Source organism: Novosphingobium aeonii, from assembly GCF_052279045.1.
In the GTDB taxonomy this organism is placed as follows: domain Bacteria; phylum Pseudomonadota; class Alphaproteobacteria; order Sphingomonadales; family Sphingomonadaceae; genus Novosphingobium.
On the sequence record NZ_CP176833.1, the window covers coordinates 28,630 to 51,058 of the forward strand.

Below are 22,429 nucleotides of genomic sequence, written 5' to 3' on the forward strand. Positions count from 1 at the left end.
GGCTTTCAACGCGATCCACTCCCCGAATAGATGACTTGGCTATTTCCTCCGACCACCAGTTCGATGGGTTGCGACCCGGAGGGCTGGCTTGTTTTAGGGCGGGATGCGGGCCGGGCTGCCGGGCGCGGCCTTGGCGCCTGGACCTGCATCGGACGCGGCGCGGCATAGGCGGGCGCGGTCCTGGGAATGGACATCGAGGCAGCCTGCGCCACCGCGACTTCCACATTGTCCTCAGGGTTGCGCAGTGACAGGTAGAGCGCGCCCGTGCTCTTCGCGAGCGAAAGCTCGGAAACCTGCTCGGGCGAAAGTGCCAGGGTTACCGTGCGTGCCGGAGGCGGCTCGGCGCTCACCGCGCCTTCGACAGCGCCGGCCGGCTGGGCGCCGACGACAGCCTCGCCCACGGCCAGCACGGGAACCCGCTGCAGGAGCGTGCGCGCGCGGCTGACGCCATTTGCCCGCGCGCCGCTCAGGGCATCCTCGCCCGGATAGACCACCTGCACGTCCACCCGGTCACCTGGCCGGACCAGTCCGGCCACGGCGATTTCCGCCGTCGTGTCGATACTGATGGCGCGCATGCCGATCGGCACCCGGATCGCGAGCTTGGTTTCCTGCGCGATGGCCGTGCGCGGGATCAGCGAATTGCCCTGGATGTCCCGTGTCGCCACTTTTCCGATGATCTCGGCAGGTGTTACAGCGGTGGGGAACTTCGCCGGATCGGACTTCGCATTGCGGATCATGTCGGCGGTGATCGTCTCACCCGTCCTGATGTCACGCGTGGTGGCGGCAAGCACTGCAAGCGCCGGTTCCGGCTTGCCCGAAGGGACCCGTGCGGCGGCATCCGCCACCGGCTTCGCAGCCCGGCCGAGCTCACGCACGCCAAGAAAAGCGAAGCTGCAAGCAGCAATCAGGCCGACGCCGATTGTGAGCTTCGCTTTCGAACCAAGGCGCATGCCAAATTCCCCCTATCCCTTGCGCTTACGCAAACCGGATCGACTGCCCCGACGATCCGATGTGGAGATTTCTACGTCGATGAACGGACGCAATCGCCGTCTTGCGTATGGATGATAGCGGTTCTCGGAATTCATCCGATATGGAGAAATAGCCGATGCGAGGGGAATCGTCGCAAGTCGATTGTCCGGCTCAACTTGAGGACAACGCGCTTCCTTGTCTTGCTCGAGCAAATTGCGCGGCAATCCAGCAGTTCAACTCGTCGCAGATGGAACTGCAACCCAAGCGAACATGTTCGGATCGGTTCTTTCCCGTGTTCCGAATTGCAGCATTGAGGGCGAAAATGGATGCAGACGCAATGGCAATTTAGGCATTCAACCAGCCTGTTGCGAATTGGCACACTTATGCACACCTGGCGATTTGAGGCGTGAAGTGCGATTTTTCAGGGGATTAACATTTTGTAATCGCCTTTTCGGCGACATGATGAAAATGACCGTTAGCTGATTTACTTACGACCTAACGTGAATTTATTTTCTCTTTCCTTCGCAGTTGCGAGATGCAAGGACATTCCGCAATCTTCAGGTCGACCGGGGGCAGCCCACATCGACCATCCTTGTTCCGGAGACCCAGCGTCCGCCGGGGGGCAGATCGAACATGGACCTTTCTAGTAACAACGTCGTCGAATTCGTGCCCGCCGCGTCTCCCGCGGAGGCGCCTCGGCCCGACCTCGCTTCAGAACAGGCCCCGGACGACGGCCGCCGCAATGCACGCGCTTCCAGCCTGGGAACGCGGCTTCGCGCCTGGGAGGATGGAACCCGCTTCTATCCCGCCGCAATCGCAGTCTGCGCCTTGTGCCTGGGTTTCACCTCGGCCTTCGCTCCGGCTGCCGGCCTGATCGGCGCGGCGGCCGCCGGCGCCCTGTTCGTTCTGCACAAGACCCTGAAGGCGCTGATAATTTCGGGCATTCTCGCAGTCACCTTGCTGTTCATGCCCGAAGCCCGGACCTCCCCCGCTTACTGGACCCTGCTGATCCTCATCGCTTCGGCTGCGTTCGTTTCGCGCGGTCTGGTTCCGGTCCTTCTGCGCGCCCCGCGCTGGAGCTGGGTGGTCGCGCTGCTTCTGGCAACCGCTAGCTTCTGCGGCCTTCTCCTGATGAGCGGCCCGATGGCGACAGCGGCGATCCTCATCGGTTCGCTGTGCGCGGCGTTCCTCGGCGCCGGGCTGGCGCGGCATCTCGCAATGGTGGACGCGCGCCTGCTGGCCTGGGGAGAAGACGGTCTGGTCCCCGTCACGCGCGACCTGCTCCTGGGCCGCATCACCAGTGGAATGCTGCATGACCTTGCCCAGCCGCTCAACGTCATATCGATGGCGAACGGCAACATGCGCTACATCGTCGAGCAGCTCGACATCGATGCGGAAAGCCGCAAGCAGCTGCTGGACCGCGTAAGCCGGGTTTCCTCTCACACGGAAGTGGCGGCCTTCATCCTGGGTCTTTTCCGCTGGTTCGGCCGCAACGGTGACAAGGACGTGACCGGGCTCAACGTGCGCAGCGCGCTCGACAGGGCGATCGCGGCCACCAAGTCGAACGTGCGCCACCACGGCGTTACCGTCGAACTGCATGGAAACGCGCTGGACCATCTCGTTCCGGAACATCACGGCGCTCTGGAAATGATGGCGGTGGCGGCACTGCTCAGCGCTTTCGGCGGCTTCATCGGCCCGAACAACGAGAAGCAGAAGGGCAAGGTCCTGCTGCGCGCAACGATCACGCCCGCCCATGTCGTGATTACCGTCCAGTGCATCGACGGGGACGACAAGCCGGCTCCGGGCCGCAAGATAGACCACGCCACGCTCTGGCTGGTAGAGCAGGTCGCGATCGAGGCAGGAGGCGATTTCCGCTCGCTCCTGCGCCGGAATCAGCCAACCCGCTTCGTCATCAGGCTAGGCCGCGACGACATCTGACGATGCCATTCCCTTCGACAGCGGCAGGCTGATATCCACTCGCGCACCCTCTGCCCCCGCGCTTTCGGCACTTGTGCCTTCACCATTGCCCGAAACCAGCCGGATCGCGCCATGCGCGCGTTCGAGAATCTGCCTGCAGATATGAAGACCCAGTCCGGTGCCTTCGTGCGCCTTGGTGGTGAAGAACGGTTCGAACGCCACTTGCGCAAGATCGGGCGGAAGGCCCGCTCCATTATCCGCGATCATGCAGCGGATCTGTCCGGCCTCGACTTCCAGAGCGATCGTGATGGTGCCCTGCCCATCCCAACCCTGCTCCCGGCGCGACTGTATGCTGTCCGCCGCATTGCGCAGGACATTGACAAAGACCTGTTCCAGCTCCACCCGGTCGAGATCGACGCAGGCGACAAGGCCGCGGCTGTCCAGCTCGACCCGGATGCCGATGCGATCGAACAGCGCCTCGAGAAACTCGACGGAATGGCGCGCGGCATCCATGACATCCGCGCTGCCGGGCAGGACATCCTCGTCCCGCGTGTCGGAAAGGGTGCGCTTGATGATGGTCTGGGCACGCTGCACCTGCGCCGCGATACGCGCCGCCGCCATGTGCAGGCGCGAGCGCGTGGTATCAGCGCGGTCCAGCATAAGGCGCAGGCTTTCGTTCGCCATGGAGATGGTGAACAGCGGCTGCCGCAATTCATGCGCTAGCGTGAGAGCCCGCTCGCCCAGGTCTGCAAGCCGCGCCTTTTCGGCAATCGCATGATGCAGGTGGCGCGGTTCGCGCATGTTCAGCAGTACCGCGCTGGACCAATGGGTTCCGCCCAGATTCTCGCGCAGGAGGAGCGTGAGGCTGCCGCTTCCGCCCGGGCCGACGCGCAAGTCGGTGACAACGTCGGAATGCCCGGCGAGCGCAGCAAGACGGCGGATATCCTCGGGATGCACGAGAAGACCTTCCGGCTGCTCTCCCGCGCGCGCGCGTTCGCTTCGGAAGAAAATCGTGGTCGCGGCGGAATCGAGACGCAGATCGCTGACCACGGTCAGCCCGACATGCGTCTTCAGTTCATGGACAATCCCCCGCAAGGCGTCGCGCTCGGCGCGCAGCGCCGCCAGATCCGGGTCGTGAAGGTTCACGCCGGCGCCTCGCTTGCCAGCAGCTTGCGGATCATCCGGATCAGTTCCTGCGGCTGGACCGGCTTCGTCAAGATCATGTAGCACGAGGTGCCGGACACCATCTCGGGCCGCATCTGGTCCCCGGTAATGAAAAGATATTCGAAATGCCGGGTGCGAAGCTCGGGGTGTTCGCGAACCCGCGAAACGATGTCGAGGCCGGATTCCCGGTCGAGCCGCAAATCGCAAGCGATCACGCTGATTTCAGGGCTCCGCTCCAGAACCGTAACCGCTTCGCCGAGATTGGACGCACCCATGCCGGGAATGCCGTGAAGCGACATCAGCGTAAGCAATTCCTCGACGATCGCCGAGAAATCATCGAGGACAAGTACCCTGGCCTGCGCGTCGTGCATCCGATCTCGATCCTCCCCGTGACGACGTGGCGTGTAGCACCAGCCGCCACTGGTCCCCTACCCATCCTATAACTACGCTCCATTATCAATAAATGAACGAGCCAAAGACCAGCTTTTCATGAGGATAACCTGTGGAGCATTGCTCCGCGCTCACCAATGGTCTTAAAACTCGATCACGATGCGTACCTTTGACGGTGCGACGTTGAAATGCGCCGCAATCTGGTCGCGATACTGCGTCATGACGAACGCCAGGTCGTCTTTGCGGGGCAGGCCTTCGAGTTCGTCGATGGACGTGCCCAGCGCACTGGCAATCACTTTCATGCGGCCATCCTGCGGCCTCGCCCGACCATGCTCCCATGCCCAGACCGTCGGCTTGCTGACGCCGATCCGCTCGGCCAGAGCGCCCTGGCTGAAGCCGTTCTGCTTGCGCAGACGCCGCAGGCGGCGTGCCAACGATTCCTGGCCGCCAGCACCATCGGCGTCGCCTTCCTCCTCCTGGGCTGGCGCAGGAGCCGGCTCACTTGCCGACACGACCGGCGCGGCGCGAAGCCGGGCCGCACCGAGGACAGCCGCGGATATCGGCGTTTCGAACCGGCAGCCGAAGAAATTGTCGCTGCGCCATACGACCCTTGCCGGGACCCCCGGGGCCATCGGCAAGTCGATCTCGATCGGATCGTCCACCTCCAGTTCGACATCCCCCTCCACGAGAAGGCCGCCTTGCGAGAGATTGTGCACATATACTTCGGCCGAATGCCCATCAGCGATCACCTGCGTGTCCAGCAGGAGGCTGAACCGGGGCGGGCTGGAGCAATCCGCCCGATCGAGCCGGGCCGGCAGCGTGTGATGACCCAGGTTCATGCGCAGCTTCGCATCGTCGGCGCGACAAGACGGGGACGGCGCTCCAAACTGGGGCGTTCCACCACGGGCCCGGAAGGACCGCGCTCTCCATCGAGGGAATCGATTGCGCCGGACACCAGTGCTCCGGTCACGAATGTTTCGCACTCGTCGAGCATCTCGAGTGCGATGCACAGGAGATCGCGTGCACGCTGGACCTTGTCGTTCGTCATCGCAGCTTCCTTTCGTTTGTCATGGTCCGTCCGGAGCACCGGCACGGAAAGTCGTGTGGGCAGGTTCAGAACACCGGGCTCTGTCTCGCCCGGCCGGTCGAAAAGGGCGCCGGGGAAAACGGGGTCGGCGTGGGAAGCACAGGCGCGAAGACGGCGGCCCGGGAACCCGGCCCTGCCGCGAGCCCTTCGCGCCGCTGGGAAGGCCGGTTGCGCGGGATTCCGGCCCGCCCCTGACGGGCGCCGGCAAGCCATTCGGCGCCCTCCTCCACCGCGAGCCTGATCTGGGCTGGCGTTTCCGCGCCACTGAGGATGACAGTGCTGCAGAGCGTTTTCGCCTCGCCGATCAGGTGCCCGATCCGCGCGCGATTCCGGTCCGAGAGCGTGGCGGTGCGCAGGAAGGCGCTATCCAGCTTGACCGCATCCGGCCGCAGGACGGCCAGTTGCCGGGTCGCAGCATGACCACCGCCGAAGCCTGAGATCGCAAAGCGCACGCCCAGCTCTCGAAGTGTATTCAGGAACGTGAGCGTATCGGGCCAGAACCGGCAACCGGCCGATTCATGGAACTCGAGCGTGAGCCGGGCGGCGTCGGCAGGCCTGTGCTCAATCCGATCGAGAAACTCGGTCCACGCGGCATCGGGGCCGCCAAGCGCGAAGGACAGGCTCTGCGGAGAGATGGCTATCGACAGCGCAGCACGCGGATCGGATTCCAGTTCCTCGAGAACCCTGAGAGCCAGAGCGCGATCGAGAAGATGGACGAACCCCAGCCGCTCGAGAGCGGCATAGGCGGCGGAACAATCCACCTGCTCGCCCTGCGGGCCGGAGACGCGCAGCAAAGCTTCGTGCTGCAGGACCAGATCGGGATCGCGGGAGTGGAAAACCGGCCGCCATGCGAAGAACGTTTCCCCGCCGGAAAACTGGTCTATGAACCGTACCGCGCGCGTCATGTCGTCTCGGTAGCGCGCCTGTCCCTGCACCGTGGAAGGCATCGGCCCGGCACCGGGCGAACAGGCGGCCTCGAGGCGTTTCCGGGCAGCCAGGCAGGCTTCCGAACGATCTTCCGGAAGCATTCCCGGCACCGGATCGCTGTATCCGACAGATACCGACAGCAATATCCGGTTGCCGCCATGCTGCACAGGCGACAGGCACAATGCCCTGCATAATGCATCGACCTGCGTGCTGACGAAATCCGCATCCAGCAAGGCCGCATGGGCGAGCACGGTGATCTCGTCGCCATCGATCCCGCATATCCGCGCGGGGTTGAGGCTCGCCGCGATCCCCTCCTCAAGATGCGCGACAGCGGCCGTCACGGCATCCCCGCCATAGACAGAGGCGATGGCCCGCGCGTTGTCGAGGCGGACGATCAGAAGGTAATTGCTGCAACGATTGGGCGGGCTGATCTTGTCGAGGTCGATCATCTTGGCGCGATCCGAAGGGGTTGTGGCGGGGAGGCCCGCGCAGGCCGCAGCCTGCACGGGCCGGCCAATCAGTTGCCGGAACCGCCGAGCAGTCCGCCCAGCAGCGAACCGGAGCCGGACGTGCTTCCGGTAAGACCGCCCACCAGCGAGGTGACGACACCCGTAACCGGCGCGAGGACAGCCCCTGAACCACTTCCGCCTCCCGTGAGCCCTCCTGTGAGACCGCCGGTCAGGCCATCGACCAGCCCTGTCACCGGCGCCAGCACCGCGCCGGTCCCGGTCGAACCATTCCCGAGGCCTCCGACTAGCCCGCCGACGAGCCCTGTCACCGGCTCAAGTAGCGATCCCGCACCTGCTCCGGTCCCCAGGTTGCCGGTGATAGACCCAAGCGATCCATTGACAGTGGCGAGCAACGGCGACGTCACGGCATCGACAGTGGCCGTTACCGGCGCGATCACGGGTGCCACACCTGTCGTCACCTGATCCACGATCCCGCCGGCCTGCTCGCCGAGCAGGGCGCCAGCCAGATTGCCGACCGGCGCCAGCCCGGCGGCCACGCCTTCGCTGGTGGTCGGCAGCGTGACTGCGAGGACGTTGCCGTCAGCAAGCACATCGGCCGTGACCAGTTGCCCCGAAGTAAGGCCTGGATTGTCGGAAAGGACATTGAGGCCGACAAGCGTATCGTTCGTGCTCGGCCCGGACACCACGTTGTTGCCGAGGTCCAGCCCCAGCAGCGGCCCATCGTAAGTGCGCGCGGGATCGTTGCTGCCCCCGCCCAGGCCGCCCGTCAGCCCATCGACGAGGCCGCCGAGCTGGCCGGTGACCGGAGCCAGTATCCCGGTCTCGCCGGTGAGCGGCGACAGGGCGCCATTGACGGTATCCAGCAGGGGCGAGGTGATGCCGTTCACGGTGGACGTCACCGTCGCAACGGTGGGCGCCAGGCCATTCGTCACCTGCGTCACCGTACCGCCAACCTGATCGCCCAGAAGAGCGCCCGTCAACGAACCCAGCGGCGCGAGAGCCTGCTGCGTCTGCGCGGTCGTGGTGGGCAGAGTGACCTGCACAACCTTTCCGTCTCCCGTCAGCACGTCGACCACGAGGCCGCTGCCATTCGAGGTAGCCGTGCCCGGCGCCACGTTCACATCGATCAGCGTTCCCGCACCGCTTGGCCCGAGCAGATCGGTGCCACCGACGCCGACCCCGGCAAGCGGACCGGTGAAGGTTGTGGGACCGGTTGGTTCGGTAGGGCCGGTAGGGCCGGTAGGACCGGTAGGGCCGGTAGGGCCGGTAGGGCCGGTAGGGCCGGTGGGGCCGGTGGGACCGGTGGGGCCGGTGGGGCCGGTGGGGCCGGTGGGGCCGGTGGGGCCGGTGGGGCCGGTGGGGCCGGTGGGACCGGTAGGGCCCGTCGGGCCGCTGGGATTGTTCGGACCGGTGGGATTACCGCTCTCGAAGCCCACTCCTCCGGCACATGCCGCGACCAGCAGCAAAGGAAGCGTGGTCGACGCTAGCAGGACGTGCCTTTTGAACTTGGGGTAACAACGTGTCGCCATGGGTCTTCTCCAATGTGCTGTCGGCCTTCGCCGGCTTCATTGGAATTCACGATAGAACCACGCCGCGTGCTGGATCGCGTCCAGAAGGAGCCGCCCCGGCCATGTCCCGAAGTGCGGTTCCGATCAGGTCACTGCGTTGGTAACCAAGCGCGATGTGCAGACCGGGAGACAGCCGCCATGGACACGCAAAATCCCGGAAAGGCTTACCCGATAACGGAAATCCTGCGGGCCAAGCCCCGGCAAGGCCCGAAAATCCCTGCCATGACGGCCGAAATGGTTAAATGCTCATTCCGGCTCATTTTGCGTCGGCGCAGAAACTGATTTCCTCCATCCCGGCCATTCCACAATATCTCTGACGACAGAATCGAAGAGGCAGCCCCGTCGCCGGGACTGCCTCCTCTTCCCCGCCCCCCGTTTCAGAAGGGGAGGGTCGTTTGTGTGCCCAGCCATGGGGTTGTGGGGCGCCGGGCACACATAGCGATTATTTCCCGAGACCGCCGAGCAGCGATCCGACGAGGCCCGTTACCGGAGCCAGTACCGAACCGGTCGTCGTCCCCGTTCCCGAGCCGGAGGTCGATCCGGTCAGGCCACCGACAAGACCGGTAACGGGAGCAAGCACGCCGCCGTCCGTCGTGCCGCCGGTGAGACCACCGACAAGGCCCGTGACCGGCGCCAGCAGGCCGCCATCACTGGTGCCGCCCGTAAGGCCGCCAAGCACACCGTCGACAAGCCCGGTCACCGGAGCAAGCACGCCGCCGTCCGTCGTGCCGCCGGTGAGACCGCCGACAAGGCCCGTGACCGGCGCCAGCAGGCCGCCGTCACTGGTACCACCCGTAAGGCCGCCCAGCACACCGTCGACAAGCCCGGTCACCGGGGCAAGCACGCCGCCGTCACTGGTGCCGCCGGTGAGACCACCGACAAGACCCGTGACCGGCGCCAGCAGGCCGCCGTCACTGGTACCACCCGTAAGGCCGCCCAGCACACCGTCGACAAGCCCGGTCACCGGAGCAAGCACGCCGCCGTCCGTCGTGCCGCCGGTGAGGCCACCGACAAGACCCGTGACCGGCGCCAGCAGGCCGCCGTCACTGGTGCCGCCCGTAAGGCCGCCCAGCACACCGTCGACAAGCCCGGTCACCGGAGCAAGCACGCCGCCGTCCGTCGTGCCGCCGGTGAGACCACCGACAAGACCCGTGACCGGCGCCAGCAGGCCGCCGTCGCTGGTGCCGCCCGTAAGGCCGCCCAGCACACCATCGACGAGGCCCGTTACCGGGGCGAGGACCGAAGATCCGCCGACAGGACCGAGCCCACCAACGATGCCGCCCAGCGAGCCGTTGACGGTATCGAGCAACGGAGACGTCACGCTATCCACGATCGCGGTTACCGGAGCGATCACGGGAGCAAGCGTATTGGTCAGTTGATCGACTGTCCCGCCAACCTGCTCGCCGAGAAGCGCGCCGGTGAGATTGCCCAGGGGTGCCAGTCCGGCTGCCACGCCTTCGGCCGTAGTCGGCAGCGTCAGGTCGACTACGTTGCCGTTCGAAAGCACGTCGGCCGTTACCAGTTGTCCCGAAGTCAGGCCGGGGTTTTCGGACAGGACGTTGAGGCCCAGCAGCGTATCCCCGCTGCTCGGTCCGGTCAGGACATTGTTGCCCAGGTCGAGACCCAGCAATGGCCCATCGTAAGTCCTTGCGGGATCGGTATTGCCTCCTCCAAGGCTTCCGGTCAGTCCATCAATGAGCCCTCCGAGCTGGCCGGTGACGGGCGACAGCAGCCCGCCATTGCCCAGCACGGGCGACAGCACGCCGTTGACCGTATCGAGCAGGGGCGAAGTGATGCTGTCTACTGTCGAAGTGACCGTGGCCACGGTGGGTGCAAGGCCATTGGTCAACTGCGTCACCGTTCCGCCGACCTGATCGCCCAGCAAGGCGCCAGTCAACGAACCCAGCGGCGCGAGAGCTTGTTGCGTTTGCTCGGTCGTGGTGGGAAGCGCCACGTTGACGACTTGTCCATCACCCGTGAGCAGGTCGACCGCGATACCGCTTCCGTTCGTGGTCGCTGTGCCGGGGGCCACATTGACATCGATCAGTGTACCTGAGCCGCTGGGGCCAAGCAGCCCGCCACCACCCACAGTCACACCGGCAAGCGGCCCGGTGAAGCCTGCTGGGCCGGTCGGATTGGTTGGACCTGTGGGACCAGTCGGGCCGGTGGGACCAGTCGGGCCGGTAGGGCCAGTCGGACCGGTTGGGCCAGTCGGGCTGGTGGGGCCGGTCGGGCCGGTGGGACCGGTGGGGCCGGTGGGACCGGTTGGGCCGGTCGGGCCGGTGGGACCGGTTGGACCGGTTGGGCCAGTCGGGCTGGTGGGACCAGTTGGGCCGGTGGGACCGGTTGGGCCGGTGGGACCGGTTGGGCCGGTGGGACCGGTTGGGCCGGTGGGACCGGTTGGGCCGGTGGGGCCGGTGGGGCCGGTGGGGCCGGTCGGGCCGGTCGGATTAGTCGGGCCAGTCGGGCCAGTAGGATCTGTGGGACCAGTAGGACCAGTCGGGCCAGTCGGGCCAGTCGGGCCAGTCGGGCCGCTCGGATCACTCGGGCCGGTAGGGCCGGTAGGGCCGGTCGGACCTGTGGGGCCGGTGGGGCCGGTGGGGCCAGTCGGGCTGGTAGGTCCAGTCGGACCGGACGGTGATCCTCCACCGCCGGCGCCAACCCTGAAGCCGACTCCATCGGCACAGGCACCCAACAGCAGAAGCGGAATTGCAGTCGCACAAAGCAGGACATGCCTTGTGGAACGGCGCGGTTGTTGACGCGGCATCTCGATTAACCTCCATGGAAATTGCCCACTGCGCCGAAGCCTAAGCGCATCATGGAGGGCTCCTCTCGCCGAGAAGGAACCGCGCAGAACCTGCTGTCCCTGGCCCGGAACCAGTCCCGCTTCGGGAATGCGCGATATGCCTTTCGCCCCACGCAAATTACTGACTTTGGGATATAATCCCGCGAAAATGCCAGCCTTTCGCTGGATTGAAGCTCGCAAATGGCCGCGCAGCGCACGCAATCCGCGCTTATGCCTGGATTTGGCAATCAAGCCGGAGTGAGTGTTGTTAGGGCGGCACAGCCGGTGCTTTACGCCTGAACCGGGGCATCAGACCGCAGCACACGAGGCCCCGGCTTCAGAGTCGGAATACCACCTCTGCTGCCGGGAGATATGCGACCGTCATCACCCGCCCGTAGCCGCCTCGCTCCGCCAAACCCCGCTCCCGAAACCGGGCGAAAAATCGGTTGGTCCGGTAATCCTGGGGATGGCGACGACAACAAGCCCGCCGCTCGCACGCAGCGCATGGCGGCAAAACCGGCGGAGAACCGGTCGCTCTCCGAAAATACGGTAGAACAGTGCATCACGCGCAAGGCGAGCGCGCGATAGCTGACAGACGCGCAATTCCCGCGTCTTCAGGCGCCAAGCCCGAAAAGCGCCGCGAAAGCGGCAGACACTTCTCAGCTAGGTCGTAAACTAGATCATGAGAATCCGTCGTCGCCGATATCGGCATCGGCCGGCAACTGTCTGCGACTATCGATCAGCGCGACCCGCAGGGCCCGTAGCAAGGCATCGATATCGGTATCCTCGCTGACAATCAGATCGACGGAAACACCCTCGCGTGCGGGTTTGATCCTGCCTACCCGTGCGTCTCCCACGATCAGGGGGGTGTCGTTCCCCTTTCGCGCATCGCCTTCCTTGCCTGCCTCCTTGAGGCGGCTCAACACCGTCGCGGCCGGAATCATACGCTCCCCGGAGGCCGCGAGACGCTGTTGTTCCTCACCGATCTGCCGCGCGGTTACGAGAACGCGCTGGCATTGCTCCGGGCGGCGCAGAAGCGGCGTCAGAACTTCGGAATGGCGAACGCGCAATTCATCGCGTGTGGCGAAAGCATTTACGACATCGTCCGGCATCTGCGCCAACGCAAGCAACCTGCTGAGCTGGCTGTTCGACAGGTTGAGCGCTTCGGCCATCCGCGACTGCACACCGCCATAAAAGCGATCGACCGCATTCTGGTAGCTGCGAGCGCGATCCAGTTCGGTGATATCCTCGCGTTCGCGATTTTCGATATCCGCGAGGCGGAACGCCTCCTCGTCGGTGAGATCCACGATGAGCGCGGTCAACCGGATTTCCGGTCGCCCATTGTGATTGAGCCAGTCAACCGAGAAGCGCCTCCGGCTACCCACCAGCAACTGATAGGGATGATCAGAACCGGGAGGATTGTGCCTTACCAGCACGGGAATCCGGTTCCCATCCTCCTGCGCGATGGATTCGATAAGCGAACGGCAGCTTTCAGCCGACAGTCCTGGCACGTCGCGCGGATTTCCATCCCAGACGCTGCAATCGGCAGGGCGGATCGAGATCGCCGTCCGCGCCCGTCCGCCGCCCTGCACGAACCCGGCCAGTCTCTGGTCGAGCCGCGATAACGCTTCGCCGTCAACGCCAGGCCCTTCGGAAGGATGGGGTTCGTAAGAGAGCGTCGTAAGAATGTCTCGTACAAAACCGGCCATCAAGCCCTCCATCATTTCCCGACCCGAACCGCCTTCATATCGGGCTCCTGCGCCCGAGCCGCGTTAAACTATGTTCGTATCGGCGGCTTTCCCGCAGCGTTACAGTCAGTTCGAACGATGTTTTGCGGCACGTTTCGCCTAGAAGCGGCGACTGGCGGTAATCGCAAAGGCATGGACGCGGCGGTCCTTCGCAAGTTCTCCGTTGTAGGAAAGACGAAGCGCGGTCCGGTCGCCGTGAACTGCGGTCAGCCCTGCGCCGACAATGGCGGCATTGCGCGCATAGCGACCGGCGGGCAGCGTGAAGATCGGGGTGCCTCCGTCAAGGAAGATCGCCTCGATCCGGCTGTCGGGATGCGAACGCAGTTCACGCTGCCATTGCGCCTCGACCATCGGCCGGATCGCCCATGAACCTTTCTTGACCGTCGCCGTCGTGCGCAAGCCGAGAGATCCGCGCAGCGATTCCGTCTTGTATCTTGCGACACCCAGCGCGGCGGTGCCGCCGTGCTCCGCAAACCCGCTGACGTCGGCGTATCGATACTGCAATCCGGCGAACGGTTGCGCCCGAAAGGCGCCGACTTGCAGAATTCCGCCTGCTTCGACCGTACCTGCGGCGTTATCGCCATCTGCACGGGCCTGAAGCTGATCCGTGAACCCGGTCCAGGACACCTGCCGCCGCAGCTTGTAGTAGCTCCGGTTGTATCCGGCAGTGGCATCGACGTAGAACTTGCCGTTCGTATAGCTGGCATAGGGCCCGATGTTCACGTTGAACTGGGTGATACGCGGTTGCTGGCTGCGGTCGAGATTGGCATCGAGACCGTCGATACCCAGCGTCGCGCCCAGGATCATGCCCTCGACCGGCGCGATATCGACGCCGGCGCGGATCGACCGGCTGTCCGAATTTGCAGAAGGACGATCGGTGCGGGCCTCATACTTGCCCTGCTTGAGGCCGTAGCTGAGCATGAAGGTGATCGTCTTGTCGCCGCTGCTCGGCACATCGGGCCCGGCATCAAGCGCCATTTCACGGCGCTGGACCAGATAGCCCCGGATCTCCCGGTCCGTCGCGTCCATCGACTGGATGGCGAGACGCGGCAGCAGCCGATAATTACGCGGGCTCAGCTGGTTCAGCGCGGCCGCGCGCTGCGAGGCATCCGGCAGATCGTCGATCGAATCCAGCATCGGCCCATAAGTGCTGGTCGCGGGATTGGCGATCGCATCCAGTGCCCCCGCCACCGCCGCTTCGCCCGGCGTCGTCGCGTCGGGACCATAAGGAGCGGCAAGGGCTGGAGACGCGAGGCCGATCGCTGCCACCGACACCGCGCAAGCCGCTGCGGCGAAACGCGCCGATAGCTGAATTCCCATGACGGACGATGTGCGCTGCAAGTTGAACTCCCTGGTATCTTGTGAATTGTGTTCGGCCCTTAGGGGACCACGCCGGCGGCCCGTTCGCCAGCCGAATTGAGTTCGGATCGAGGGCTTTGGGCAGCGGCGCCCCGCGATGACGGCGAAGCTGAATTTGCGGATGAAACCCGGATTTTCGAGGCGTTTATCCGCCAGCCCGTGATGCGCGATGCCTGCTGAGCATGGACTTGCGTAATTTACAGCCCCTTTGCCGACAGCCCCGCGCAGCTTCCGGCAGCGGCGGGGTTTCGAGGGCGTTTCGGCTGCAATTCCCCCGCCCGAGGCCCCCCTATGCCGCCGCGAGGCACGCATTTGCCAGCAGCCGGCCGAGGTCGCCGGCCATGGCAACGAAAGTACCCGCGACGATCGCCAAGCCATAAGGCAGGTTGTCGGTTCGGATGCGCCAGAACACCAGGTTCAGGAGCTTCAGGGAAATGCCCAACATCCCCCCGATCACGGCGACGGCGAGCGCCATCGTCCCGACTTTCGCCATTCCAACCCAAAGCACCATGGCCAGGATAAGCTTCACGTCACCGCCGCCGATCAGTCGCAATGCAAATGCGAGCGCCAAGGGCAACGTCAGGGCCAGTGAAATCGCCAGTTGCCCGCCAAGGCTCAACATTCCAGACCAGCCCGAAATGCCGAACCAGTACGGAACCGCGCATAGAGCAACGGCGACGCAAACGAGATTGGGAATTCGGCGATATGCCAGATCCATGCAGATCGCAGCGCCGCTCAGCAGGAGCAGTGCGGCCACTGCCGCCAGGCAGACAAGAGGATGCGCCGGAGCCGAAGCGGCGAGAGCGGGAATGTTCATCGCAAAGCGCCAGCCAAAGCCCGTTCAGCGCCAGTTCGGCCCTTCGATCCATGTCACAAGGCTGCGCCGCTTTCCTTCGACCACCGGCAGGACCCGGTGCTGGAGAAACGAAGGAAAGATCAGCAGGCTGCCCCGCGGGGCGAACTGGCCCCCCGGATTGGGGATGCCGAAGAATTCGAATTGCCCGCCTTTGTACTCCTCCGGCGACGACATTTGGACAACTACGGAAAGCTTCCTGGCGTAAGGGCGGGGCGATTCAAGCCATACGTCCTGATGCCAATCGTAATGCCCTTTGTTTGTCGCCCGGTATTCAGTGAACTGAAGTTCGTACGGCGCTTCGATCTCGACGCCGAAGTTGGTGCGGTTCGAAGGGCGAACGAAATCCATGATGCGCGAAACGATGTCCTTCTCGCGCGAAACATCGAGCCAGCGGACACTCGACGTCCGATATCCAAGATCGCTGCGAAGCGAGTTCGTGAACCCTATGGTAGCGTCCTGCTCTCCGTAATTTTCGGCGCGCTTGGCGATCGCGTCGCATTCCGCTGTAGTGAGTGCGCTTGGCCAGACTTCCCAGACGTTTTTCATCGTCTTCTCTATCCCTTTGATTGAATCGATACCGCGGATAGAAAAGCCGGCGCCCATGGGACGCCGGCTTTTTGCGTACACGCAAAAGCGCAATTCAGACTGTTCGACTGACGCTGAAGAAGAAGCGCGCTTTTTTGCTGTAATACTCATATGGAGACTTGACAGGAACCGCAACTTGTGCGCTCGCCGTCCACCCCTTGATCGGCGTGATTCTCACCCCTCCGCCCGCCGTCGCGAGCGTGACGTTCTCGGAGGCGAGGGCGTAAGCCGGCCTCGCATAGCTGTGCGCCAAGGCGGCATCCGTATAGGCGAAGACGGTGAGCCCCCGTGCGCTGGCAGCCGGCTTCCCAGCCACCCGCCAGTTCACTTCAAGCCCGCCTGCTGCGGCCTTGTCCGCTGTGATGATGCCGACACGGTAGGCCATACCCGCCTCGTCACCGCCGAGAGAGAAACGTTCCGTGGTCGGCAATTTGTCTCGCGTATACTGCCCGCGCACGGTCGCCCTGACGGAGATCGTCTTGCTCAGTTCCTTCACCGCGGTGATCTGAACGTTCGCCTTGCGGAATCCGGCTTCGGAATAGCCTTCGATCGGCCGCGCGCCGAGCCCGTCGAGCCCCTGGCTGAGGCTCGTCGAAATTGCATAGCCGCCGGTCTTGTCGATCGACGACCATACCGTACCGAGACGAACCGCGCGCGTCTTGAAACCGCCGAACGTCGTGTCGAGGAAATAGTTGTTGCTGTTGGTGCCGTCCAACGAAAGGCTCAACGAGAGATTGCGGCGATAGGAGCGGATCAGGGGGTGCGAAATCGCGATCCCCGCCTGCTTCGCTTCGCCCACAATATCGAGGTCCTTGGTCTTGGTGCGGACATAGGCACCGCTCACCCCCAGCGTCGTTCCGTTCGAGCCGATCGGCGTGGCATGGCTGACCGAGTAGAACTGATAGCGCTCCGGGTTGAAGGGTACGTTGCCGGAAAGCCGGGTGGTGTCCCCTTCGCGAAGCACCCCGTTGACGCTGACGCCGACCTGCGACTGGACGCCGGTGGTGACGTTGACGACACCCGCATTGTTGACGTTCAGCGTCACGTCGATCTGCTTGCGTTCAACCTTGAGGTCGAGCGCGAGCTCGCCGGGTCGGGCCGTGGGCTTGAGGCTCGCCTGGACCGTCTGCCCGGGAATGTCGCGCAGCAGCGAGATGGTGCGTTCGATGCTCGACTTGTGGGTCGGCGTTTCACGCATCAGGCGCTTTACTTGTGCGTCGATCAGCCGGGTCGGCGTGCTCTTGGTCTTGCCGTCCAGCGCGTACTCGGTGATCCGTCCTTCAAGCACGCGAATGGTGATGACGCCGCCCGTGGGCACCTGGGGCGGAACGGTCACGGCGTAGAAGGCAATGTCGCTCTGCGCGTAAGTCGCGCTGATGACATTGGCGATCTTCTGAAGATTGTCCTGATTGAGCGGCGCGCCGATGAAGGCGGCAACGGCCTTGTCGAGCGTGGCCCTCGGCAGTGTCGAACCTTCATAGCGCAGTGCGTTGAGCATCACGCCGGGGCCTCTGGAAGGGGTGTTCGACGTGCCGGCCACGACGGGTGGCTGTGCCTGCGGAACCTGGGTCGGCGCCGGCACGCGGGGCACGTTCGGATCCTGCCGGTCGATGCGGTCGCGGTCGATCGTGGGTGACTGGGGAACGGGAACCAGGATTTGCGCCTGGGCCGACTGGCAGGGTGCCGACTGCAAAAGCAGCCCTGCCAGCAGGAGGCCCAGGCGCCGGGACAAACGCTTGTCCTGCGGCACGATGCGCGAGCGGTGGGGTAGGAATGCCAGAACCGTCATTTTCGCGTCATTGCCTAAGGTTCGTGTTTCCAGATGCGGAAAGTGGTGCGTGGGGGGGCTTTTGCTGAAAGATGAAGGACATGGACTCGCCCGGCATCCCGAACTGGAGCCGGAGCGGCTCCATCGGGCGGCAATTGCCTGCACCAGCCTGCTTGCAGGGCGAGGCAGCCGCATGAAGGAATGCGCAAGAGAGGTGTCAGGCGCCGGGAAAGCCTTTCGGGGATAAGAAACCGGTAACCATGGCGGGATGCGGCCTACAGGCGGCGGACGCGATGAGCCGTCGCGGTCACTACCGACTAATAATATGATTTATAATGATTTTTATCCGGAACATCGGTCTGGTCTGGCGCGTGCGCAAGGGGCGGAACGCGAGAGCTTCCGGCACGCAAAAGGCATGACACGTCCCGAATGGGGATCACCGCGAGCCAAGACGCGCGCAAGGCTCCCAAAGCGAAATACAGGTCGGAACGACTTCAATCGAAGCGACGACAGGCGCTTACCAACCCCATCCCAGACCGCTTGGGGCACGGAGCAGCCCCTCCTCCAGTACGCTCCCGCCCGGATGGTCGGCTGCCAGCCAGAGCGGTCCATCGAGATCGACGAAACGGCTGCGCGCGGCGAGATGCCATGCCGGGGCGACCGACAGAGAGGAGCACAGCATGCACCCCGTCATCAGCCCCATTCCCGCTGCCTGCGCCGCCTCGGCCAGAGCCAGCGCACCGGTCAGTCCACCCGATTTGTCGAGCTTGATGGTCACATAATCGTAGCGGGAGGCAAGCAACTCCACCTCGGCCGCGACATGCGCGGATTCGTCTGCGGAAAGGGGAACGGGAGAGGCGAAGCCTTCCAGCGGTTCATCCGCGCCAGCCGGCAAGGGCTGTTCCAGCAGTTCGACACGTGCGGCGGCCAGCGCCGGCAGAACGCCTTCGAGCAAGGCCATGTCCCAGCTTTCATTGGCATCGGCAATGAGCTGGGCCAGCGGTGCGGCCTCACGCACAGCCTGAACGCGGTCGATGATATCATCGGCGTCCAGCTTGATCTTCAGCAGCGGCGCAGGACCATCCGCCTCTTTCGCGCCGGCAAGGAAGCGGGCCCGCGCCGCCATGCCTTCGGGCCTGTCGATACCCACGGTGATGGCCGTCACGATCCCGCCGGGCAGAGGGCCAAGACGGTCGGCAACGGCGACCCCAGACAGTTTCGCCTCAAGATCCCAGAGCGCACAGTCCACGGCGTTTAGCGCGGCGCCGGGCGCCATGACGGAGAGCAGTCCCTGCCGGTCCAGCCCCGCTTCGATGGCGGGCCTGATGGCCTGCACTTGCGCCAGCACGGATTGCGCCTCCTCGCCGTAGCGGGCGGAGGGGGCGCCCTCCCCTCGCCCGATCTTTCCGTCCTGCCCGATCGACACGGTCACAAGGTCGATGGCCTCCCGCGTGCCCCGTGCGATGGCGAAAGGCTGCGCAAGACGGTGCCGATCGGCGCGGGCGGAAAGGCGGCGCATCACGCCCAGCTACCGGCCGCGATCCGATCGACCAGCGCGTCCATCCCGGTCACCAGCGGATCGACGCAGGGCAAGCCGAGATCGTCCTCGATCCGGGCGCGAAAATCGGCGGCATCCTCCGGCGCAAGACCGGACCCGTTGATCGATACGCCAACCGCCTCCACCGAGGGACTGGTAAGGCGGGCACAGCGCAGGTTCTCTTCGAGGCAGGCCTTGAGATCAGGTACCGGCATATGCGGCAACCCGCGAATGTGCGGACGCGCGGCTTCGTGGCACAGGACCAGCGCCTGCGGCTGCGCGCCGTGAAGCAGCCCGAGCGACACGCCCGCGAAGGAGGGATTGAACAGAGACCCCTGCCCTTCGATCACATCCCACACGGTATCCTCGCGGGCAGGCGAAAGCGCCTCGGCCGCACCGGAAATGAAGTCGGCGATAACGCAGTCGATCGCCACGCCTTCGCCCGCGATCAGGATTCCGGTCTGGCCGGTCGCACGGAAGCGGGCGGGAAGGCCGCGCGCGTTCATCGCCGCCACGAGGTGGAGCGAGGTGTACATCTTGCCCACCGCACAATCGGTTCCCACGGTAAGCAGGCGCCGTCCGGACCGCCGTGCACCGTTGCCGACCTTGAGCCCGGCCGGGGCGGCGCGGACATCGATAAGCCTGCGGCCGAGCGCTGCCGCGCGCTCGCGCACCCGGGCGTCTTCTCCAAGGTGCTGATGCAGGCCCGATACCACGTCGAGCCCGGCATCGAGCGCAGCGAGAATATGCGGGATCATCGCCTCCTCAAGCCGGCCGCCGCTCGTGGCGATCCCCAGAACCAGCGCCCGCGCACCTGCCGCCGCCGCTTGCTCCACCGTCATGCACGGCAGCCCCAGCGAAAGCGGGCCATCCGGCTCACGCAGTTCCCCGATGCAGTCCTGCGGACGGAACGCGGCCAACCCGCGCGAGGTCTTCACATCGAGAGGGTTACGCTTGTCGCCTATATAGAGAAGAAAGGGGCCGGAGATCATGTTAACGCCATCCATCGTTGCTGCTGTGGGACTGGCGCATGATTAGCAGCCCCGTCCGCCCGGCGCGCATACCGACATCCGGCCAACCCATAGCCTGCGATTATAGGCCAAGCCCTGCCGGATCAGCCGGCCGCCGCCATGACGGCGACAAGATGATCGAGGAAATCCAGCGCCAGTCGCGAAGGCGGGCGAGCCTCCAGGTAAACCGCGTGAATTTCATAGGACTGCGGCGGATCGAGCGGCCGCATCGCCATCTCCGGCCCCTTCATGGCCAGGGCAGTATGAAGGTCCACGATGGTCACGCCGAGCCCCGCACGGGCCATCGCCGCGGCAACGAAATAGGTCCGCGATGCCCCTGCCACGTCCAGTTCCACGCCCTGCCGTTCCAGTTCTGCGGCAATGGCCAATGCCTGCGGCCCGCTGTCGAACGTCGAGATGAAGGGCCGGCCGGCCAGTTCCCCGAGCGGCAGCCGTGCCGGAGCATTCGGCATGTCCTGTTCGCGGTAGCAGGCGACCATTTCGCCCATGCCGAGCCGCACGCTGGCCACCGGAGATTCGCGCGGCGGCGTGTAGCAGATCACCACATCGGTCTCCCGCTCATAGAGCCGGGCCGGCATGTCGCCGTGGTGCAGGGTGTGGAGTTCGATGGAAACGCCGGAATGGCCGGCCAGATATCCGGCCAGCGCAGCGGGCAGCAGTTCCATGCCCAGCGAAGGGAGCACCGAAAGCCGCAGCGTGCGCCCCCTGCCCCGCCGCATGTTCCGCGCCGTTTCGCGAAGCCGGTATACCTGTCCCTGGATCTCGTCCGCCTGCTCGTAAAGGTCGTGCGCGTCGGCGGTCGGCACCAGTCTCCCGCGGGATCGTTCGAACAGGGCAAACCCCAGGAGGCTCTCGGCATGGCGCAGGAGATTGGTGACCGCAGGCTGCGAGACGTTGAGCAGCCGCGCGGCGCCGCTCACCGACCCGGTCGAGTAGACCGCATGGAACACCTCGATGTGACGCAGGTTCATGTGGCAGGGATACCCAGCCGAACCGGGAAGTTAAAGCACCTCGGCAAAACTGGCAGACGGTGCCGCGATGCCGTAGATCGTGGACAACAATAAAGTCGGCGTCGCGCCAGCGTGAGCGCAGGCCACTGGGAGAGATGATCGTGATTTCGTCAACCGCGGGAAATCCGGCCGAGCCCCTTTCGGACAGGGTCTACGTCGAACTCGTGCGCAGCCTCTACGAGACAATCGCACAGGCCATGTACATGCTCGTGGTCTTCGCGATGTTCTTCGTGCTGATCTACCGCGCGGAGGGCGATGGGACGATCCTCGTCATCGGAACGGCCGCGCTCCTGACATGGGCCGCGCGCATAGAAGTGGCCCGGCGCTTGCGCGCGCGCGTGCTGACCGCCGTCATTCACAGCCGAGAGGCCCGGCGGCTCGAAGTCGCCTTCGCAATCCCTTATGTGGGCTTCGCGATTCTTCTCGGCGCGCTTGCCGCCTATGTCTTTTCGCTCGAAAATCCCGAAGCACACATGCTGGCCATATGCGTCGTCATGGGATTCTGCGCAGGGGTCGTCACAGGTGTCGGGCGGCGTCCGCAGATTGCCGGGCTCTCCCTGCTTGCGGCCGCCGGTCCCTGCATCGCGGTGGCCTTTGCGCGTGCAACGCCGATCTACGTAGGACTGGCGCTCGTTACCACCGCCTACCTCGTGGGTGGAATACAGGCGCTGACGATGCGTTTCGAGATCGTGCAGACGGAAACCGTGAAGCGATTGCTCTCCGTCACGCTCGCCCGCAGCGACAGCCTTACGGCGCTGCCGAACCGGCTGGCCCTGCGCGAATACTTCGACGAGAACGCGCGGCTGATCTCGGCCTCCGGGCTGGTTGCGGTTCACTATCTCGACCTTAACGGGTTCAAGCCGGTAAACGACGAACACGGCCATGCCGTAGGGGATACCCTGCTCGCGTTCGTGGCCGACCGGCTGCGCGGCGCGATCCGCAGCGGCGACATCGTCGCCCGCCTCGGCGGAGACGAATTCGCGGTTTTACAATATGGCCTGCACCGGGGCGAGGAAGCCGAACTTCTCGCCCAGCGCCTGGTCTCGGCCATCGCGCAGCCCTTCACCATCGGCACCCTGACCATCGCCATCTCCGCCGCGATCGGAACGGTTGTGACCAATGACCGGAACGACGATCTCACCATCCTCCTCGACGAAGCAGATGCACGGCTCTACCTGGCCAAGCGCGACAGGGACGAAGCCCGCGCAGCCCGAAATGCCGCTAATGGAGGCCTTCATTAGCTTGGAATTTGGCCGTT

Annotated in this window: 18 protein-coding genes; 2 read left to right on the forward strand and 16 right to left on the reverse strand. The window is 64.8% G+C overall.

The window, feature by feature from the left end:
• Positions 1 to 5: 5 nt before the first annotated feature.
• A complete protein-coding gene (gene cpaB / locus ACLIMP_RS16105) occupies positions 6 to 950 on the reverse strand; it encodes a Flp pilus assembly protein CpaB (protein WP_054436413.1) in 945 nt (314 codons plus the stop codon).
• Between the two features lie 652 nt (positions 951 to 1,602).
• On the opposite strand from cpaB, the gene ACLIMP_RS16110 reads away from it, so the two are divergent.
• The gene (locus ACLIMP_RS16110; RefSeq protein ID WP_292636586.1) at positions 1,603 to 2,907 is read left to right on the forward strand and encodes a sensor histidine kinase; all 1,305 of its coding nucleotides are present in this window, start codon (positions 1,603 to 1,605) and stop codon (positions 2,905 to 2,907) included.
• On the opposite strand, the gene ACLIMP_RS16115 is transcribed toward ACLIMP_RS16110, so the two are convergent.
• From ACLIMP_RS16115 to ACLIMP_RS16185, 15 genes are all read right to left on the reverse strand, one after another.
• Entirely contained in the window at positions 2,887 to 4,032 is a 1,146-nt protein-coding gene (locus ACLIMP_RS16115; protein WP_185999216.1) for a sensor histidine kinase, read from the reverse strand. The genes ACLIMP_RS16110 and ACLIMP_RS16115 overlap by 21 nt on opposite strands.
• Positions 4,029 to 4,421 (reverse strand): response regulator, encoded by a 393-nt coding sequence (locus tag ACLIMP_RS16120; RefSeq protein ID WP_054436411.1) that lies wholly within the window; start codon positions 4,419 to 4,421, stop codon positions 4,029 to 4,031. The genes ACLIMP_RS16115 and ACLIMP_RS16120 overlap by 4 nt, the downstream gene beginning before the upstream one ends.
• A 162-nt stretch (positions 4,422 to 4,583) precedes the next feature.
• Positions 4,584 to 5,279: a helix-turn-helix domain-containing protein gene (locus ACLIMP_RS16125; protein WP_132469604.1), complete on the reverse strand. Its 696-nt coding sequence runs from the start codon at positions 5,277 to 5,279 to the stop codon at positions 4,584 to 4,586.
• Positions 5,276 to 5,488: a hypothetical protein gene (locus tag ACLIMP_RS16130; RefSeq protein ID WP_132469603.1), complete on the reverse strand. Its 213-nt coding sequence runs from the start codon at positions 5,486 to 5,488 to the stop codon at positions 5,276 to 5,278. The genes ACLIMP_RS16125 and ACLIMP_RS16130 overlap by 4 nt, the downstream gene beginning before the upstream one ends.
• Positions 5,489 to 5,553: 65 nt before the next feature.
• Positions 5,554 to 6,903, reverse strand: a complete 1,350-nt coding sequence (locus tag ACLIMP_RS16135) for an EAL domain-containing protein (protein WP_132469602.1) — start codon at positions 6,901 to 6,903, stop codon at positions 5,554 to 5,556.
• Between the two features lie 68 nt (positions 6,904 to 6,971).
• A complete protein-coding gene (locus tag ACLIMP_RS16140; RefSeq protein ID WP_443478542.1) occupies positions 6,972 to 8,453 on the reverse strand; it encodes a hypothetical protein in 1,482 nt (493 codons plus the stop codon).
• A gap of 481 nt (positions 8,454 to 8,934) precedes the next feature.
• Complete coding sequence (locus ACLIMP_RS16145; RefSeq protein WP_443478543.1) at positions 8,935 to 10,524, reverse strand: hypothetical protein; 1,590 nt, start codon at positions 10,522 to 10,524, stop codon at positions 8,935 to 8,937.
• A gap of 1,433 nt (positions 10,525 to 11,957) precedes the next feature.
• Entirely contained in the window at positions 11,958 to 12,986 is a 1,029-nt protein-coding gene (locus ACLIMP_RS16150; protein ID WP_054436438.1) for a ParB/RepB/Spo0J family partition protein, read from the reverse strand.
• Positions 12,987 to 13,124: 138 nt separating this feature from the next.
• Positions 13,125 to 14,366, reverse strand: coding sequence for an autotransporter outer membrane beta-barrel domain-containing protein (locus tag ACLIMP_RS16155; protein ID WP_443478544.1), 1,242 nt, complete (start codon positions 14,364 to 14,366; stop codon positions 13,125 to 13,127).
• Between the two features lie 307 nt (positions 14,367 to 14,673).
• On the reverse strand, positions 14,674 to 15,201 hold the full coding sequence (locus ACLIMP_RS16160) for a prepilin peptidase (protein ID WP_132469599.1): 528 nt from the start codon (positions 15,199 to 15,201) through the stop codon (positions 14,674 to 14,676).
• A 24-nt stretch (positions 15,202 to 15,225) separates the two neighbouring features.
• Positions 15,226 to 15,843, reverse strand: a complete 618-nt coding sequence (locus ACLIMP_RS16165; protein WP_231635770.1) for a 2OG-Fe(II) oxygenase — start codon at positions 15,841 to 15,843, stop codon at positions 15,226 to 15,228.
• A 37-nt stretch (positions 15,844 to 15,880) separates the two neighbouring features.
• Positions 15,881 to 17,614 (reverse strand): ShlB/FhaC/HecB family hemolysin secretion/activation protein, encoded by a 1,734-nt coding sequence (locus tag ACLIMP_RS16170; RefSeq protein ID WP_443478545.1) that lies wholly within the window; start codon positions 17,612 to 17,614, stop codon positions 15,881 to 15,883.
• 496 nt (positions 17,615 to 18,110) lie between these two features.
• Complete coding sequence (locus tag ACLIMP_RS16175; RefSeq protein ID WP_443478546.1) at positions 18,111 to 19,112, reverse strand: dipeptide epimerase; 1,002 nt, start codon at positions 19,110 to 19,112, stop codon at positions 18,111 to 18,113.
• On the reverse strand, positions 19,112 to 20,122 hold the full coding sequence (locus tag ACLIMP_RS16180; RefSeq protein WP_185999211.1) for an N-acetyltransferase DgcN family protein: 1,011 nt from the start codon (positions 20,120 to 20,122) through the stop codon (positions 19,112 to 19,114). The genes ACLIMP_RS16175 and ACLIMP_RS16180 overlap by 1 nt, the downstream gene beginning before the upstream one ends.
• 122 nt (positions 20,123 to 20,244) lie before the next feature.
• Positions 20,245 to 21,132 (reverse strand): LysR family transcriptional regulator, encoded by an 888-nt coding sequence (locus tag ACLIMP_RS16185; protein ID WP_054436405.1) that lies wholly within the window; start codon positions 21,130 to 21,132, stop codon positions 20,245 to 20,247.
• Positions 21,133 to 21,266: 134 nt separating this feature from the next.
• On the opposite strand from ACLIMP_RS16185, the gene ACLIMP_RS16190 reads away from it, so the two are divergent.
• Entirely contained in the window at positions 21,267 to 22,412 is a 1,146-nt protein-coding gene (locus ACLIMP_RS16190; protein ID WP_082370256.1) for a GGDEF domain-containing protein, read from the forward strand.
• Positions 22,413 to 22,429: the final 17 nt, after the last annotated feature.